The following is a 14,042-nucleotide window of genomic DNA, read 5'->3' on the forward strand; positions in this document are numbered from 1 at the left end:
AAACCAACATAAGCCCTACCACCTCCGCTCAGAGCCCTCTTCCCAGGCATCTGCCTCGATAAAGCAATTACGCATCTCGGCCTCTTGGCTGATCTCGGTCAGCAGATCATGTACCGTCTTATCCAGTGCCTCATCGTTGCGATAGGGAATGCTCAGCGCGTAGTTGCCCGACTCAAGCAGCTTCATGCCGTAAGGTTCCAGGCAGTAACGCTCGATATTCTCCAGTGCCCGTTTTTTACCACGCACGAACTTGCTGTTGTTCTCGACGGCCAGGCGCAATATGACCGTCGCGATCCGTTCGGCATTGTCCACTGCCGGTGGGACCGTGATGTTGAGATGCTGGGTGATTTTTGCGGGTACGCCGATCGTTATGCCGCGATGCCGGAGGTAGCGGTAAAGCGTGCTTTTGGAAATGTGCAGTTTCTTGCCAATGGCGCTCACACTTAACCGACCCTCTCGGTACAGCGTTTCTGCGGCCATAGCGGTCGCTTCCGCCTGAGCGGGCAGCCCCTTCGGGCGGCCACCGACTCGACCACGTGACCGTGCAGCGGACAAGCCTGCCTGTGTGCGCTCACGAATCAACTCACGTTCGAACTCTGCCAATGAAGCGAACAGGTTGAACACAAAGCGGCCTTGCGCGTGGGTGGTATCGATGGGGTCATTCAGACTTTGCAGGCCAACGTTACGAGCGGCCAATTCACCGACCAGTTCGACCAGGTGCTTGAGCGAGCGCCCTAGACGATCCAGCTTCCAAATCACCACAGCATCACCGGCCCGTACATGAACCAATAATTTGTCCAGTTCCGGACGTGCGCTTTTTGAGCCGCTGGCAACGTCTTGATAGATCCGCTCGCACCCTGCCTTTGTCAGAGCATCGATCTGGAGGTCGGCGTTCTGATCCCGAGTACTCACCCGCGCATAGCCAATTTTCATCAAAAGTACCGTTTACTCAACAGAGAAATTGAAAATAGAACCTTGATTAACGATACCAGTATTTAAAACCATAATATGGGCTAACTCGGAGCTGGGCAGGTCTTCCGTTAAAGTTCTATAAAACGAGGGTTTTATCGAACCGTTGCGGCGCAGTGAGGATCGAGTGTATAAACACATAAACACCTAACATTGGAAAAAGTCATGAATACCACTCGCTGGAACGTCGCCGTCTCCACCGACACCGACCAATCGCTTCGCATGTTTCTGGCCAGCCAAGGCGGTGGCCGTAAGGGCGACCTGTCGCGCTTCATCGAAGAAGCGGTGCGGGCACACATCCTGGAGCTGAGCGCCGAACAGGCCAAGGTTTCCAATGCCCATCTGAGTGAGGCCGAACTGACCGAAGCGGTTGAAGAAGCGCTCGACTGGGCGCGTAAGCGCTGATGCGGGTTGTATTGGATACCAACATTCTGTTCAGTGCGCTGATCTCACCGCATGGGTCTCCTGATGCGATCTATCGGGCCTGGCGTTCAGCTCGCTTCGAGGTGGTGACTTCACGGGCACAGCTCGACGAAATTCGTCGCGCCAGTCGTTACCCCAAGCTTCAGGCCATCCTTCAGCCTGCCAAAGTGGGGGCCATGATCAATAACCTGCAACGCGCCGTGGTATTGGAGCGGTTGACCATTGAGGTTGAAGCCGATGATCCGGATGACTCTTTTCTGCTGGCCATGGCTTTGGCGGGCAATGCGGACTACCTAGTAACCGGTGATCGACGCGCAGGCCTCTTGCAGCGCGGACATATCGAACGCACGCGGATTGTCACCCTCGCCGTGTTCTGCGCCGAGGTACTGTGATCGATGCCGGTTGGTTTTCTGACTCAGGAGCAACGCGACGGCTTTGGTCGCTACATCGATGCGCCCAGCCGTGATGAACTGGAGCGCTACTTCCACCTGAGCGATGAAGACCGTGAAGCCGTCCAGGTACTACGGGGCAACCATAACCGCTTGGGCTATGCCGTTCTGCTGACTACCGTTCGCTTCGTCGGTGTTTTGCCGGACAAACCCACGGCTGTGCCGGTGGAAGTCCTGCTTGTGCTTTGTCGGCAATTGGCAATCGCCGACCCTGACTGTCTTGTACGTTATAGCGATCATCGTCGCTGGATACATGCGGCCGATATTCAAGAGCGCTATGGCTATCGCCACTTTACTGACCCAGGCATCGGCTTTCGTTTGAGCCGATGGCTGTATGCCCTTTGCTGGACTGGTACTGATCGTCCTGGCGTGCTGTTCGAACGAGCTACCTCATGGCTGCTCACACAGAAAGTCCTATTGCCCGGAATTTCCCAGTTAGAGCGCTTCATTGCCCAACTGCGTAGCCGGGTTGAAGAACGCCTCTGGTACACCTTGAGCCGCAGCGTGACCGAGGAGCAAAGACAGCACCTACAAGACTTGCTTCTGGTGGCCGAAGGCAACCGTAGTTCCCGACTGGATCAACTACGCTCCGGCCCGGTGATGGTCAGTGGCCCTGCACTGGTTCGGGCGCTGCGTCGGCTGGATGATGTACGCGGGTTGGGTATCGCCTTACCGGCAGCTGCGCATATCCCTCCCAGCCGCATTGCCGCCCTGGCTCGCTTTGCCAACACCGCGAAGGTCACGGCCATCAATCGACTGCCGGCGTCGCGCCGGTTGGCGACGTTGGTGGCATTCGCGGTTTCCTTGGAAGCCAGTGCGCACGACGATGCTCTGGAAGTTCTGGAAGCGCTACTGCGTGATATCTTCAACAACGCAGAGAAGGCTGACAAGAAGGCTCGGTTGCGTAGTCTAAAAGACCTGGATCGCTCGGCGGCAATGCTCGCCGCTGCGTGCAAGGTCGTGCTGGATAGCTCGATCAGCGATGACAATGTCCGTGCCCGGCTGTTCAACGACCTGCCACGTGTCACGCTGGAGAAAGCCCTGGAAGAGGTCAATGCGTTGATCCGTCCGGCCAACGATGTGTTTTACCTCGCTCTGGAGGAGCGCTACCGCAGCGTGCGCCGTTTCCTTCCTGACTTATTGAAACATATTCGCTTCGGCTTCAGCCCGGCGGGTAAGGGTGTGGCGGCTAGTTTGGACTGGTTGCAACTGAACTTGCCTCGCAGGAAGCCGGAGGATGACGTGCCGCAGGAGATCGTGGCCAAGGCTTGGCAGAACCACATCACTCGCGAAGATGGCTCCCTCGACATGGGCGCCTATGTCTTCTGCACGCTTGATGCACTACGCACGGCCCTACGCCGCCGCGATGTCTTTGTTGCACCCAGTTGGCGCTATGCCGACCCGCGTATCGGTCTGCTCGATGGTGCAGAATGGCTGTCGGCGCGACCGATCATCTGTCGCTCACTGGGCCTGACTGTGGACGCCAAAACCACCTTGGACGCCTTGTCTGCCGAGCTGGATGCGACTTGGTACGCAGTCGCCGCTCGCCTGCCCGACAATCCTGCGATCCAGTTGAGTGAGAATACAGAGGGCAAAACCGAGCTGTCCCTCGGAGCGCTGGAGAAGCTGGAAGAGCCCAACTCGTTGCTGCAACTGCGTGCAGCCGTGGCCGACTTGATGCCGCGTGTCGATTTGCCGGAAATCCTGTTAGAAATCGCCGCTCGTACCGGCTTCACTGAAGCCTTCACCCATGTGTCCGAACGCAAGGCGCGGGCCGACAACTTGGTGACGAGTTTGTGCGCAGTGCTCTTGGGAGGAGCCTGTAACACCGGCCTGGAGCCCTTGACTCGCAACGACAACCAAGCGCTGCGCCGTGACCGGCTGTCCTGTGTGAGCCAGAACTATCTCCGTGACGATACCCTGTCGGCAGCCAATGCCATTTTGGTGGCTGCGCAGAGTCAACTGGAGCTGGCTCAGGTCTGGGGCGGCGGCGAGGTGGCCTCCGCCGATGGCATGCGTTTTGTCGTACCTGTGCGTACCGTACATGCCGGCCCTAACCCGAAGTATTTCGGTACCGGCCGGGGCGTCACCTGGTACAACCTGATCTCCGACCAGTTTTCCGGTCTTAACGCCATTACGGTGCCCGGCACCCTGCGCGACAGCCTAGTATTGCTCGCGGTTGTGCTGGAACAACAGACCGAATTGCAGCCCACACAAATCATGACCGATACCGGTGCTTACAGCGATGTGGTGTTCGGGTTATTCCGTCTGCTCGGTTATCACTTCTGCCCGCGCCTGGCTGATGTCGGCGGTACCCGCTTCTGGCGCACCCGCCCGGACGCGGATTACGGCAAGCTCAACGGACTTGCTCGCCAGTCAGTCAAGCTCGACCTGATCGCCGAGCACTGGGATGACCTGTTGCGTTTGGCTGGCTCACTCAAACTTGGCCGAGTGCCGGCGACAGGCATCATGCGCACCCTACAAACGGGAGATCGTCCGACCCGTCTGGCCCAGGCGTTGGCAGAGTTCGGACGGATCGAGAAAACCCTGCATACGTTGACCTACATTGATGATGAGTCCAAGCGCCGCGCCACCCTGACCCAACTGAATCGCGGCGAAGGCCGACACAGCCTGGCTCGCGCCGTGTTCCATGGCAAACGAGGCGAGCTTCGCCAGCGCTACCGAGAAGGCCAGGAGGATCAACTCGGTGCCCTGGGCCTGGTGGTAAATATCATTGTGCTATGGAATACCCTCTACATGACGGCTGCCGTGGAGCGGTTAAAGCAGCACGGCTACCCGGTACAGGACGAAGACCTGGCTCGTTTGTCGCCGCTGATCTTCGAGCACATCAATATGTTGGGACGGTACTCCTTCGCGGTACCAGAAGAGGTCGCCCGAGGTGAGCTACGGCCACTGCGTAATCCAGACGACGATATTTAGGTGCGCAGGTCGAACTCAGTGGGCTATGTTGTCAGATAGCTTAGATGGGATTGACCACAGCATTTCTCAATAAGTAGAAACACTGTGGCTTAGAGAGTTATCTCAGCGCAGCAGCAATACAGGCATGGTGGCTGTTCGAAGCATCGTCGTAGTCGTGCTTCCTACCAAAAACTGCCTGATGCGTGAATGCCCATAGGCACCCATGACCAGCAGATCAATGCCGTGCTCTGTCTGATAATCGTGCAGAGCCGACTCCACCTCACCTTGTCTGATTTCAGCTTGGACTAGGAAGCCAGCCGAGAGAAGCATGCTTTGTGCTTTTCCCAGTGCCTCGTGATTGCTCACCGAATCTGCACCGACCGTAACAAGATGAATGGGCAAGTCTTTGCAAAGCGAACTGGCGGCAAACATTTGGATGGTTTTGTAGGCTGTGGAGCTGCCGTCAAATGCGAGCATCACCTTTTCGGGCTTTTTATAGCTGTTGGCTGTGATCAGGATAGGCCGGTGAATTGTTCGCACTACAGCTTCTATCTGGCTGCCAAGGCTGTGCGCGTTGCGTGAGTTGTCTTCACCCACTCTTCCTATCACCAACAGTCGAATATCCTCCTGAAGGTCGCTCAGACTTTCTACCAAGTGTCCGTGGCGCTGCTTCAGCTCAGGAAACGCAGCGCCGGAAATGACCGTTCGCTCCCTGGCCTTTTCCAGCATGTGTTGGCCCTGTTCCAGAGCGAGTCTGGCGCGTTGGGCATCCAATGTAGCCAGCTCCTCCAGCAGATGCTCTCGACTGCCGAGACCAATATTTCCACTTAGGTCAGCTGCTGCTGGGTATTTCTCTTCATCCAATACGTGAAGCAAGGTAAGAGGCGCGTTGAGTCGCTGCGACGCCCATGCTGCGTAGTCGCAGACCGCCAATGAGGATTGTGAGTTATCAATACATGCCATTACGTGGGTCATTGTCGATCTCCTTAGTGGCTCATGAGCTTGTCGATGGCGCCAGGTTTGTCATGCACGCCAAAGCGGTCAACGATTGTGGCGCTGGCCTCATTTAGACCCAGCACTTCAACCTCGGCGCCCTCGCGACGGAACTTGATTACCACTTTATCCAGCGCGGCGACGGCGGTGATATCCCAGAAATGCGCCTGTGTCAGATCGATGGTGACCTTGTTGAGCGCTTCCTTGAAGTCAAAAACTTCGGTGAACTTGTCTGCCGAGCTGAAGAACACCTGGCCTACCACGCGGTAAGTCCGATGCGACTCCGTCTCTTCAAGACTGCTCTTGATATCGAGGTAATGTCCGACCTTGTTCGCAAAGAACAACGAAGCCAGCAGTACGCCGACCAACACGCCGTAAGCCAGATTATGCGTTGCCACGACCACCACAACGGTCGCGACCATGACGAGGTTGGTCGACAGTGGGTGCTCTTTCAGATTGCGCAAGGAATCCCAGCTAAAGGTGCCGATGGATACCATGATCATCACAGCAACCAATGCAGCCATCGGGATCTTGGAGAGCCATTCGCCGAGGAAAACGACCATCAGCAGCAAGAAAATGCCCGCGCACAATGTGGAGAGACGGGTACGTCCACCGGATTTCACGTTGATGATCGACTGGCCGATCATGGCGCAGCCTGCCATACCGCCGAGCATCCCGGCAGCGATGTTGGCAATGCCTTGACCCTTGCATTCACGGTTTTTGTTGCTGGTGGTATCGGTCAAATCGTCGACGATGGTCGCGGTCATCATGGACTCAAGCAGACCTACTACGGCCAAGGCGGCTGAGTACGGGAAGATGATGCGCAGAGTTTCAACGTTCAGCGGGACTTCAGGCCACAGGAAAATCGGCAGCGTGTCCGGCAGTTCGCCCATGTCACCCACAGTGCGGATATCCAGACCGAGGTAAATAGCAATGGCCGTCAGGGCCAGGATGCACACCAGCGGCGAGGGAATCAGCTTGCCGATCTTCGGTACATACGGAAACAGATAGATTATTCCGAGGCCCACTATGGTCATGGCGTAAACGTGCCAGGTCACGTTGGTCAATTCAGGTAACTGCGCCATGAAAATCAGAATCGCCAATGCATTCACAAAGCCTGTGACTACCGAGCGCGAAACAAAGCGCATCAGAGAGCCCAGTTTCAGGTATCCAGCGAGGATTTGAAGCACCCCGCAGAGCAAGGTGGCTGCCAGCAAATACTGAAGCCCGTGATCTTTTACCAGGGTGACCATCAGCAGTGCCATCGCACCGGTAGCTGCCGAGATCATGCCGGGTCGACCGCCGACGAAGGCGATGACAGCACAGATACAGAAGGAGGCGTAGAGACCGACCTTGGGGTCGACGCCGGCAATGATAGAGAAAGCAATGGCCTCCGGGATCAGCGCGAGCGCGACCACGATCCCCGCGAGCACGTCTCCACGGACGTTGGAAAACCACGTCTGTTTGAGCGATTGCAGCATCAGAATATCCAAGGCAATGCACCACACGCACACCAGGCAGATGGCGAGCGCGTCGATACGAATTCAAGTTGTGAGGATTATTTGGCTGTGTGCCTTGGGTGTAAAAACCGGGCATACAGCAGTACGCGACCGCGAGCGAAACTAGCGGAAGCGAGATGTTGCGAGGGGGCGTAGCGCTAAGGCGGCGTAGGCTGCCAGTAGATCGTTTGGAGTACAGTCATGCTGGTGTTCCTGTAGCTCAAGAGGTATGGCTGAGCGATAAAGTATACAGTGAAGATATCGTCAAATGCGACCTGCTGCCTCGTTTGGGTCAGTTCTTCCAGCCGTGCTGATCTCCCTAGGGATGCTCCGATCAACTTGTCGTGCAGCCGCGGCAAGTTGCAATTTTCCAGGCACCTACAGCGTCATTGGACGAAAAGTGACCGAAAAATCATGTACGGAGAGCTTTTTCGACCGGTTCTCCGTGTTAAACGCGAACCTCACCCATACCCATGAGCTGTTTTCGAACCCTCCACAGGTTTGCCAGGGCGAACAGCGTGGTCAACTGAGCCGTGTTTTTCATCAGCCCACGAAAACGTACTTTCACGTAACCAAACTGCCGCTTGATCACGCGAAACGGATGCTCGACCTTGGCCCGTGTCTGAGCCTTGCAGAACTCGATCTTGCGCTTGGCTTTGTACAGTACGCTGCGCTGGTTCAGCTTGGAATAGGTGCTGCGACGCGCTGCAATCTGCCAGATCACCCCCCGATTTTCATGCTCTTCGCGCCTTTCGACACCGGTGTAACCGGCATCTGCATACACGGCGTTTTCTTCGCCATGCAGCAGTTCAGCCACCTGCGTGACATCGGCCACATTGGCAGCGGTGCCATGGACGTGATGCACCAGGCCGGACTCGACATCGGCACCGATGTGCGCCTTCATCCCGAAGAAATACTGACCGCCTTTCTTGGTCTGGTGCATCTCGGGATCACGCTTGCCTTCTTTATTTTTGGTCGAGCTGGGGGCATGAATAATGGTGGCATCGACGATGGTGCCTTGGCGCAGCGACAGGCCTTTTTCCTGCAGATAACCATTGATGACCGCAAGGATTGCCGGTGCGAGCTGATGCTTCTCCAGCAAGTGCCGGAAGTTCATGATCGTGGTGTCTTCGGGGATTGGCGCGCTCAGCGTCAGGAGTGCGAACTGGCGCATGGGCGTGATTTCGTAGAGCGCTTCTTCCATGGCCGGGTCGCTCAGGGAGAACCAGTTCTGCAACAGATGGATGCGCAGCATGGTTTCCAAAGGATAGGGTTTTCTACCGCCGCCGGCCTTGGGGTAGAACGGTTCGATCAGCTCCAGCAGGCCTGCCCAGGGCACCACCTGATCCATTTCGGCGAGGAAGCGCTCTCGGCGGGTTTGCTTGCGCTTGCCGGCGTACTCAAAGTCGGAAAAGCTCATCTGGCTCATGGGCGGCTCGGATCAGGTGTTGCGGGGATTCTCGCATAACTGAAGGCTTGTTCGGAGATTCCCTAGGCATGAGCTGCGCAAAGCTCAGGAACTGAGCCAGGAGACATTGGCCAAGGCCTTGAATATCAATCAGGCCGCTGTATCGAAAATGGAGCGGCGCACAGACATGTACATCAGCACGTTGCGTAATTACATCCGCGCCATGGGGGGGGAGCTGGAAATTATTGCGACCTTCCCGGATGGGCAGGTGAAAATTGAGAATTTTTCGGATCCGGAAGCGGTGCGCTAAAGCAGCATAAGAGCCGGTCGATACCCGGCTCTCCCTACCGTTGAGGCAGTGCCCCTACCGCCTTAAAAATCCCAGCGAGTGGTCACCATCACGTTGCGTGGGTCGCCGTAGTAGGCGGAGTCATAAAAACCGATGTTGGTGAAGTACGCCTTGTCGAACAGGTTGTTGACGTTGACGGTGGCCGACAGGTTGTCGGTGAACTGGTAGCGCGCCATCAAGTCCACCAGCCAGTACGGGTCTTGGGTGAATTTTTCGTAGCGTCCCGCGCGGTTGTCGTAGCCCCAGTTGTAAACCGTCTGCCAGCCAGCACCTTGCCAGCGTGCGCCGCCACCGAGGGTGAGTTTGTCCAGATTACCCTTGAGTTTGTAGCTGCTGTAAAAGCTGACCTGGTCTTGCGGCTCCCAGGTCGCGACTTTTATGTGGTCGTCGTCGCGGCTGATTTTGTGCGTGTAACCGGCCTGCAATTGCCAGCCGGGGGTGAGTTCTCCGGAAATTTCTGCCTCGTACCCTTTGGTCGTGGTCTTGGTGCCGATGTAGGAGTATTCCGCACCGGGTGTGGAGTTAAACAGCAGGTCTGCGACGGGCCGGTTGGTTTCATGCACTTCAAAGTAGGCAAGGCTGCTGTTCAGGCGGCCGCCAAAAAACTCGCCCTTAAGCCCCAGTTCATAGTTCTTGCCTTCGTCGGGGGCAAGCATTTTGCGCGTGCGGTCACGGTACTGCGTCTGCGGCTGGAAAATTTCGGTGTAGCTGGCGTAGGCCGAGACATTGTCATTGAGGTCATACACCACACCGGCATAGGGCACGCCCTTGCCGCTGGCCTTGGTTTTACTGGTGCCGGTGACTTGGTAGTTGGCAACCCGGGTGCCGAGCATCACGTGCAGGTCATCCATCAGGCTGAAGCGCCCGGCGATGTAAGTCCCGCTTTGGCGAGTGGTCTCATCGTTTATTTTGGTGGGCTGATTCCACAGCGGCTCAATGGCTTGGCCGTGCCACTGGTAGAAATCGTAGTTGTTGTCGAAGTAGGTGGCGTTTGAGTAGTCCTTGCCTTTCCAGTCAGAGATGGACAGGGACTGGCCCACGACTAATTGGTGTTCGCGGCCAAACAGCTCAAAAGGTCCCGATGCATAGACATCAAGGCTGTCACGGGTGGTTTCGCCGGTATATTTGCGCGCATAAATCGAACTGGCGGTTGCGGAGTCCTGTGAGATGTAACCCAGCGGCGCGTCGTAGCCATTGATCTGATGGTTGTATTGGCCTTTGGTCACCCAGCCATTGTCAAAGTTGTGCTCCAGGGTGGCGAACACGGTTCGGCTGTACTGCTCCCAACTGCTCCATTTGGGACCGTTGTTGAATGAGCGCGGCAGATCCAGCTTATTGCCCGTCGCATCGAAAATGGTACGGGTGCCGGTCCAGCTGGAGCCTTTGGGGTTGCTGTCCTGATAGTCGGCGCCCAGGGTGAGCAGCGTGTCTTCATCCAGGTCGACCTCAAGAATGCCGTAGTACACGCCGGTTTTGCGCGAGTAGTGGTCCAGGAATGACTTTTTGTCCTGATACGCCGCAACGGCTCGACCGCGCACGTTGCCGGTCTCGGTCAGCGGGCCGCTCACGTCGATTTGTGTGCGGTAGTTGTCCCAGGAGCCGGCGCCCACCTCGATGCTGCTCATGAATTGCGAGGTGGGTTTTTTACGAATCAGGTTGATGGTGCCGCCAGGGCCGCCAGCCCCGGTGAGCAGGCCGGTCGCGCCCTTGAGCACTTCAACCCGGTCATACAGGGCCATGTCGGTCAGGGTCTGCCCGGCCGAGTATTGCGCGTCCCGTAGAGTCGGTATGCCATCGTATTGAAAGTTGACGATGGAAAAGCCACGCGAGTAGTAGTTGGTGCGCTCAGTGTCATACGTCGACACGGTGATGCCCGGCGTGTGGCGCATCACGTCATCAATGGCGTTGAGTCCGAAATCGTCCATGACCTGGCGGGTCACCACCGAAATCGACTGCGGCGTTTCTCGCGGAGTCAGCACCAGCCGTGTGGCCGTGGCGATAGTGCCCGGCGTGTAGGACCCCGTGCCCTCCGTAACAGACCCCAACTGGTTGGTGGTGACCTGAGTGGCGCCCAGCTCCAGGGCCGATTGCGCGTTGCGTGCGACCAGTACATAGCCCCCATTGCTCTGGCGCTCGGCTTGCAAGCCGCTGTTGGCGAGCAAGCGCTCCAGGCCTTCTTCAACACTGTATGAGCCTTCCAGCCCGCTGGTGTGGAGGTGGCGAGCCTGTTCCGTGTCGAACGAAATAGTCACCCCCGCCTGCACGCCAAACTGGGTCAGGGCGTTGCCCAACGGGCCTGGGGCAATCTCATACACCGTCTGGCTTTGCGCACACGCCTGGGTGGGCATCAGCGCCAGGGCGGGCAGGCTGGCCAGCGACGCGCCGAACACCGCCATGCGCACAGCGCGCGTTATCTGGGTACTGGCATTGAGGGGGAGCGGGGGCATTCGGTGATCCTTCCGTTAGTCTGGCAGATAGCCGCTGTGATCGCGGTTTGTGTCAAAGACGGATGAGAATCAAAATCAGCAAGGCCGCGCGCCGGGATTTTCTAAATAAACTCAGACCGGCTCGATGTTGGCCCAATAACGCGTCACATAACGCACCTTGACCGGTAACGTCTTGCTCAGGTTTTCCAGCACGGTGTCGGTGTCATCGATACGAAACGCCCCCGAAATGCTCAACCCTTGAACCGCCGGGTCGCACCGCAGTACGCCGGGGCGATAACGGCCCAACTCTTCGATAAAGTCCCCCAGGGGCCAGTCATTGACGCTCAACATGCCCTGCACCCAGGCGGCCGATTCAGCCGGTAAAAGCCCAACCGCGCTCACCGCATCGCGATCGAACGTGACTTGCTGCCCGGCCTCCAGCCGCAAAGGCTGATCGGCATGGCGAAGCGGGCGGACCTCAACCGCAGCCTGTAGCACGCCGACGCGGGTGTAAGCGGGCAGTTGGCGAACACTGAAGCGGGTGCCGAGCGCCCGCACGCTGCCGTCAACCGTTTGCACGACCAAGGGCCGCGGGTCGGCGGGCTGGGCGGTTTGCAGCAGGATTTCGCCGCGATACAACTGGATCTGTCGCTGCGTTGCATCGAAGTGAATATCCAGCGCGGTGCCGGCGTTCATCTCCAATTGCGAGCCGTCTTCCAGCCGCAGCGAGCGGCGTTCACGGCTGCCGGTGCTCAGTTCTGCCAGCATCGAACGATAGGGCACCTGCTCAACGGCCAGCCACGAACACCCGCCCACGGCCACCAGCATGCTGAGGATTTTCAGCACATCACGGCGCTGGGCCTTGGCGGCCCCCAAACTGGACAACGCCGCTTGCCGGGGCATTTTGGACCACTGCTGCTGGAGGATTTCGACCCGTGCCCAGGCTGCCGCATGCTGCGGGCTGGCGTGCAGCCAGGTGTGCCAGGCCCGCTGCCGCGCCTCATTGACCGTGCCGTCATTGAGTTGCACATACCAGGTGGCGGCGGCTTCGAGGGTTTTGATGTCCATGTCAGGTGGCCTCACGCGTCAACCAGCAACAGGCAGCGGGTCATGGCGCGAATCAGGTGATTTTTAACCGTGGTCACCGACACCCCAAAGCGTTCTGCTGCGGCCACGTAGGTCAGCCCTTCCAACTGCACGGCGAGGAAAATCTCCCGGGTTCTGGGGCCCAGTTCGTCGAGCAGGGTATCGATTGAGATCAGCATCTCGATGATCGACAACCGCACCTCCGGCGACACCTCCACCGGCTCTGGCCGTTGCGCCAACGCAAACAGATACGCCTGCTCAATGGTGCGCCGACGGGACTTGTCGATCAGCAGCGAGCGGGCAATGGCACTGAGATAGCCCCGAGGCTCGCGAATGGGCACGTCATGGCGGGCCGTCATCACCCGCACAAACGTGTCCTGAGCCAAATCCGAAGCATCGGCCGCATTACCGAGCCGCACGCGCAACCAGCCTTTCAGCCAACTGTTGTGTTCGCTGTACAGCTGATGAAGCGCTGAATGATCGAGCGACGACATGAGAGAGTCACCAAAAGCGTAAATGGTAATCGCTCTCATTGTCGTGATGGCACGGCAGTAATGCAAGAGGGGAAGGGCAACTACCTTACGGGCCGTCCACACCACCCTCGTAGCAGTTGACGAGCCTTGCGAGGCTACGTCCGATCGCGCAGCGATCGTAAATCCTCAAAGCACGGTTTAACTGGAAGACCGCAACAGTCGGACGTCGCCTCGCAGGCTCGGCAACTGCTACGGGCTGAGAACTCCTAAAACCGTCCGCTAATGCCCAGCAACGGGCCTTTTTGCACGATGTCGTACACAAACCCGTCGTTGCGATAGTTCACGCCCATGGCCCGGTAGCCGGCCACCGCCGAAAATCCGGGGGTGAACTCCCAGCCGGCCAGCGCTGCCAGGTCCCAGTCTTCACGGGATTGCCCGGCACCCACCATGCCCCAGGAGGACAACCAGAACCGCTCACTCACGGCATAGCGCCCCCGCAGCCCGACCATGGCGTCTGCCCACGTGGCGTTGTCAGAACCGGAATGCCCCGAAGCCTGCCCACCATGGAGGGTCAGGGTGGTGCTGCTGTACCAGACGCGCACGCCGCCCGCGACGTCGACCCGATAATCGTCATCGCCGAGCACCGTATAACCGCCCCCCAAAAAGCCTGACGCCGTCTTGCCTTCAACCTCAAGCTTGGACCCGGTTGGCAGGCGGCTGCGGGTGTCGGTGTCGATGTACATCAGGTCGGCAAGCACGCTGTAAGGCCCGCGCCGCGCTTCACCCATGAACATCAAGGACATGTCGACGGTGCGTGCGATGTCCGAAAAGTCGGACTTCACAGAGGCCGTCCCGGTGCTTTTGTGGCCGACGTGCCCACGAATACCGGCGCCCCACAGATAAGGCCCGCCGTTGAACTGCCATTCATCGCTGTCTGCCGCGTTGGCAACCGTCGGCAGGCCGCTTGCAGCGCTCGCCAAGGCCCCGAACAACAGGGCCAGATGCACGTGTTTACGCCGCAACGAAGTGTTACTGAGCCTCATGGCGC

The 14,042-nt window shown here is 58.1% G+C and carries 11 protein-coding genes and 1 pseudogene; 4 read left to right on the forward strand and 8 right to left on the reverse strand.

Annotated elements, in window-relative coordinates:
* Positions 1-15: 15 nt before the first annotated feature.
* Positions 16-933, reverse strand: a complete 918-nt coding sequence (locus ACQKIK_RS21860; protein ID WP_017335988.1) for a recombinase family protein — start codon at positions 931-933, stop codon at positions 16-18.
* 201 nt (positions 934-1,134) lie between these two features.
* Between ACQKIK_RS21860 and ACQKIK_RS21865 the strand changes: the two genes are divergently transcribed.
* From ACQKIK_RS21865 to ACQKIK_RS21875, 3 genes are read left to right on the forward strand one after another with little or no spacing between them, the layout of a single operon-like run.
* On the forward strand, positions 1,135-1,374 hold the full coding sequence (locus ACQKIK_RS21865) for a ribbon-helix-helix domain-containing protein (protein ID WP_017335987.1): 240 nt from the start codon (positions 1,135-1,137) through the stop codon (positions 1,372-1,374).
* Positions 1,374-1,784 carry a putative toxin-antitoxin system toxin component, PIN family gene (locus tag ACQKIK_RS21870; RefSeq protein WP_023102383.1) on the forward strand — a complete coding sequence of 137 codons (411 nt, stop codon included), beginning with the start codon at positions 1,374-1,376 and terminating at the stop codon, positions 1,782-1,784. The genes ACQKIK_RS21865 and ACQKIK_RS21870 overlap by 1 nt, the downstream gene beginning before the upstream one ends.
* A gap of 3 nt (positions 1,785-1,787) precedes the next feature.
* Positions 1,788-4,781 carry a Tn3 family transposase gene (locus tag ACQKIK_RS21875; protein ID WP_023102382.1) on the forward strand — a complete coding sequence of 998 codons (2,994 nt, stop codon included), beginning with the start codon at positions 1,788-1,790 and terminating at the stop codon, positions 4,779-4,781.
* A 102-nt stretch (positions 4,782-4,883) separates the two neighbouring features.
* Here ACQKIK_RS21875 and ACQKIK_RS21880 read toward each other — a convergent pair whose 3' ends face one another.
* From ACQKIK_RS21880 to ACQKIK_RS21890, 3 genes are all read right to left on the reverse strand, one after another.
* Entirely contained in the window at positions 4,884-5,735 is an 852-nt protein-coding gene (locus ACQKIK_RS21880) for a universal stress protein (protein ID WP_017735064.1), read from the reverse strand.
* 11 nt (positions 5,736-5,746) lie between these two features.
* Positions 5,747-7,234: a SulP family inorganic anion transporter gene (locus ACQKIK_RS21885; protein ID WP_023102381.1), complete on the reverse strand. Its 1,488-nt coding sequence runs from the start codon at positions 7,232-7,234 to the stop codon at positions 5,747-5,749.
* A 466-nt stretch (positions 7,235-7,700) separates the two neighbouring features.
* Positions 7,701-8,681 carry an IS5-like element ISPa41 family transposase gene (locus tag ACQKIK_RS21890; protein WP_004576175.1) on the reverse strand — a complete coding sequence of 327 codons (981 nt, stop codon included), beginning with the start codon at positions 8,679-8,681 and terminating at the stop codon, positions 7,701-7,703.
* A gap of 61 nt (positions 8,682-8,742) precedes the next feature.
* On the opposite strand from ACQKIK_RS21890, the pseudogene ACQKIK_RS21895 reads away from it, so the two are divergent.
* Positions 8,743-8,970 (forward strand): annotated as a pseudogene (locus ACQKIK_RS21895) (XRE family transcriptional regulator); the annotation flags it as partial.
* Between the two features lie 62 nt (positions 8,971-9,032).
* Here the strand turns inward: ACQKIK_RS21895 and ACQKIK_RS21900 are convergent.
* From ACQKIK_RS21900 to ACQKIK_RS21915, 4 genes are all read right to left on the reverse strand, one after another.
* On the reverse strand, positions 9,033-11,456 hold the full coding sequence (locus tag ACQKIK_RS21900) for a TonB-dependent siderophore receptor (RefSeq protein WP_023102379.1): 2,424 nt from the start codon (positions 11,454-11,456) through the stop codon (positions 9,033-9,035).
* Between the two features lie 111 nt (positions 11,457-11,567).
* Positions 11,568-12,503 carry a FecR domain-containing protein gene (locus ACQKIK_RS21905; protein WP_023102378.1) on the reverse strand — a complete coding sequence of 312 codons (936 nt, stop codon included), beginning with the start codon at positions 12,501-12,503 and terminating at the stop codon, positions 11,568-11,570.
* Positions 12,504-12,514: 11 nt separating this feature from the next.
* Entirely contained in the window at positions 12,515-13,015 is a 501-nt protein-coding gene (locus ACQKIK_RS21910; protein WP_031633056.1) for a sigma-70 family RNA polymerase sigma factor, read from the reverse strand.
* Between the two features lie 245 nt (positions 13,016-13,260).
* Positions 13,261-14,037, reverse strand: a complete 777-nt coding sequence (locus ACQKIK_RS21915) for a hypothetical protein (protein ID WP_023102376.1) — start codon at positions 14,035-14,037, stop codon at positions 13,261-13,263.
* Positions 14,038-14,042 lie beyond the last annotated feature (5 nt).

Origin of the sequence: Pseudomonas sp. NPDC047961 (genome assembly GCF_050272435.1) — a bacterium.
GTDB lineage: Bacteria > Pseudomonadota > Gammaproteobacteria > Pseudomonadales > Pseudomonadaceae > Stutzerimonas.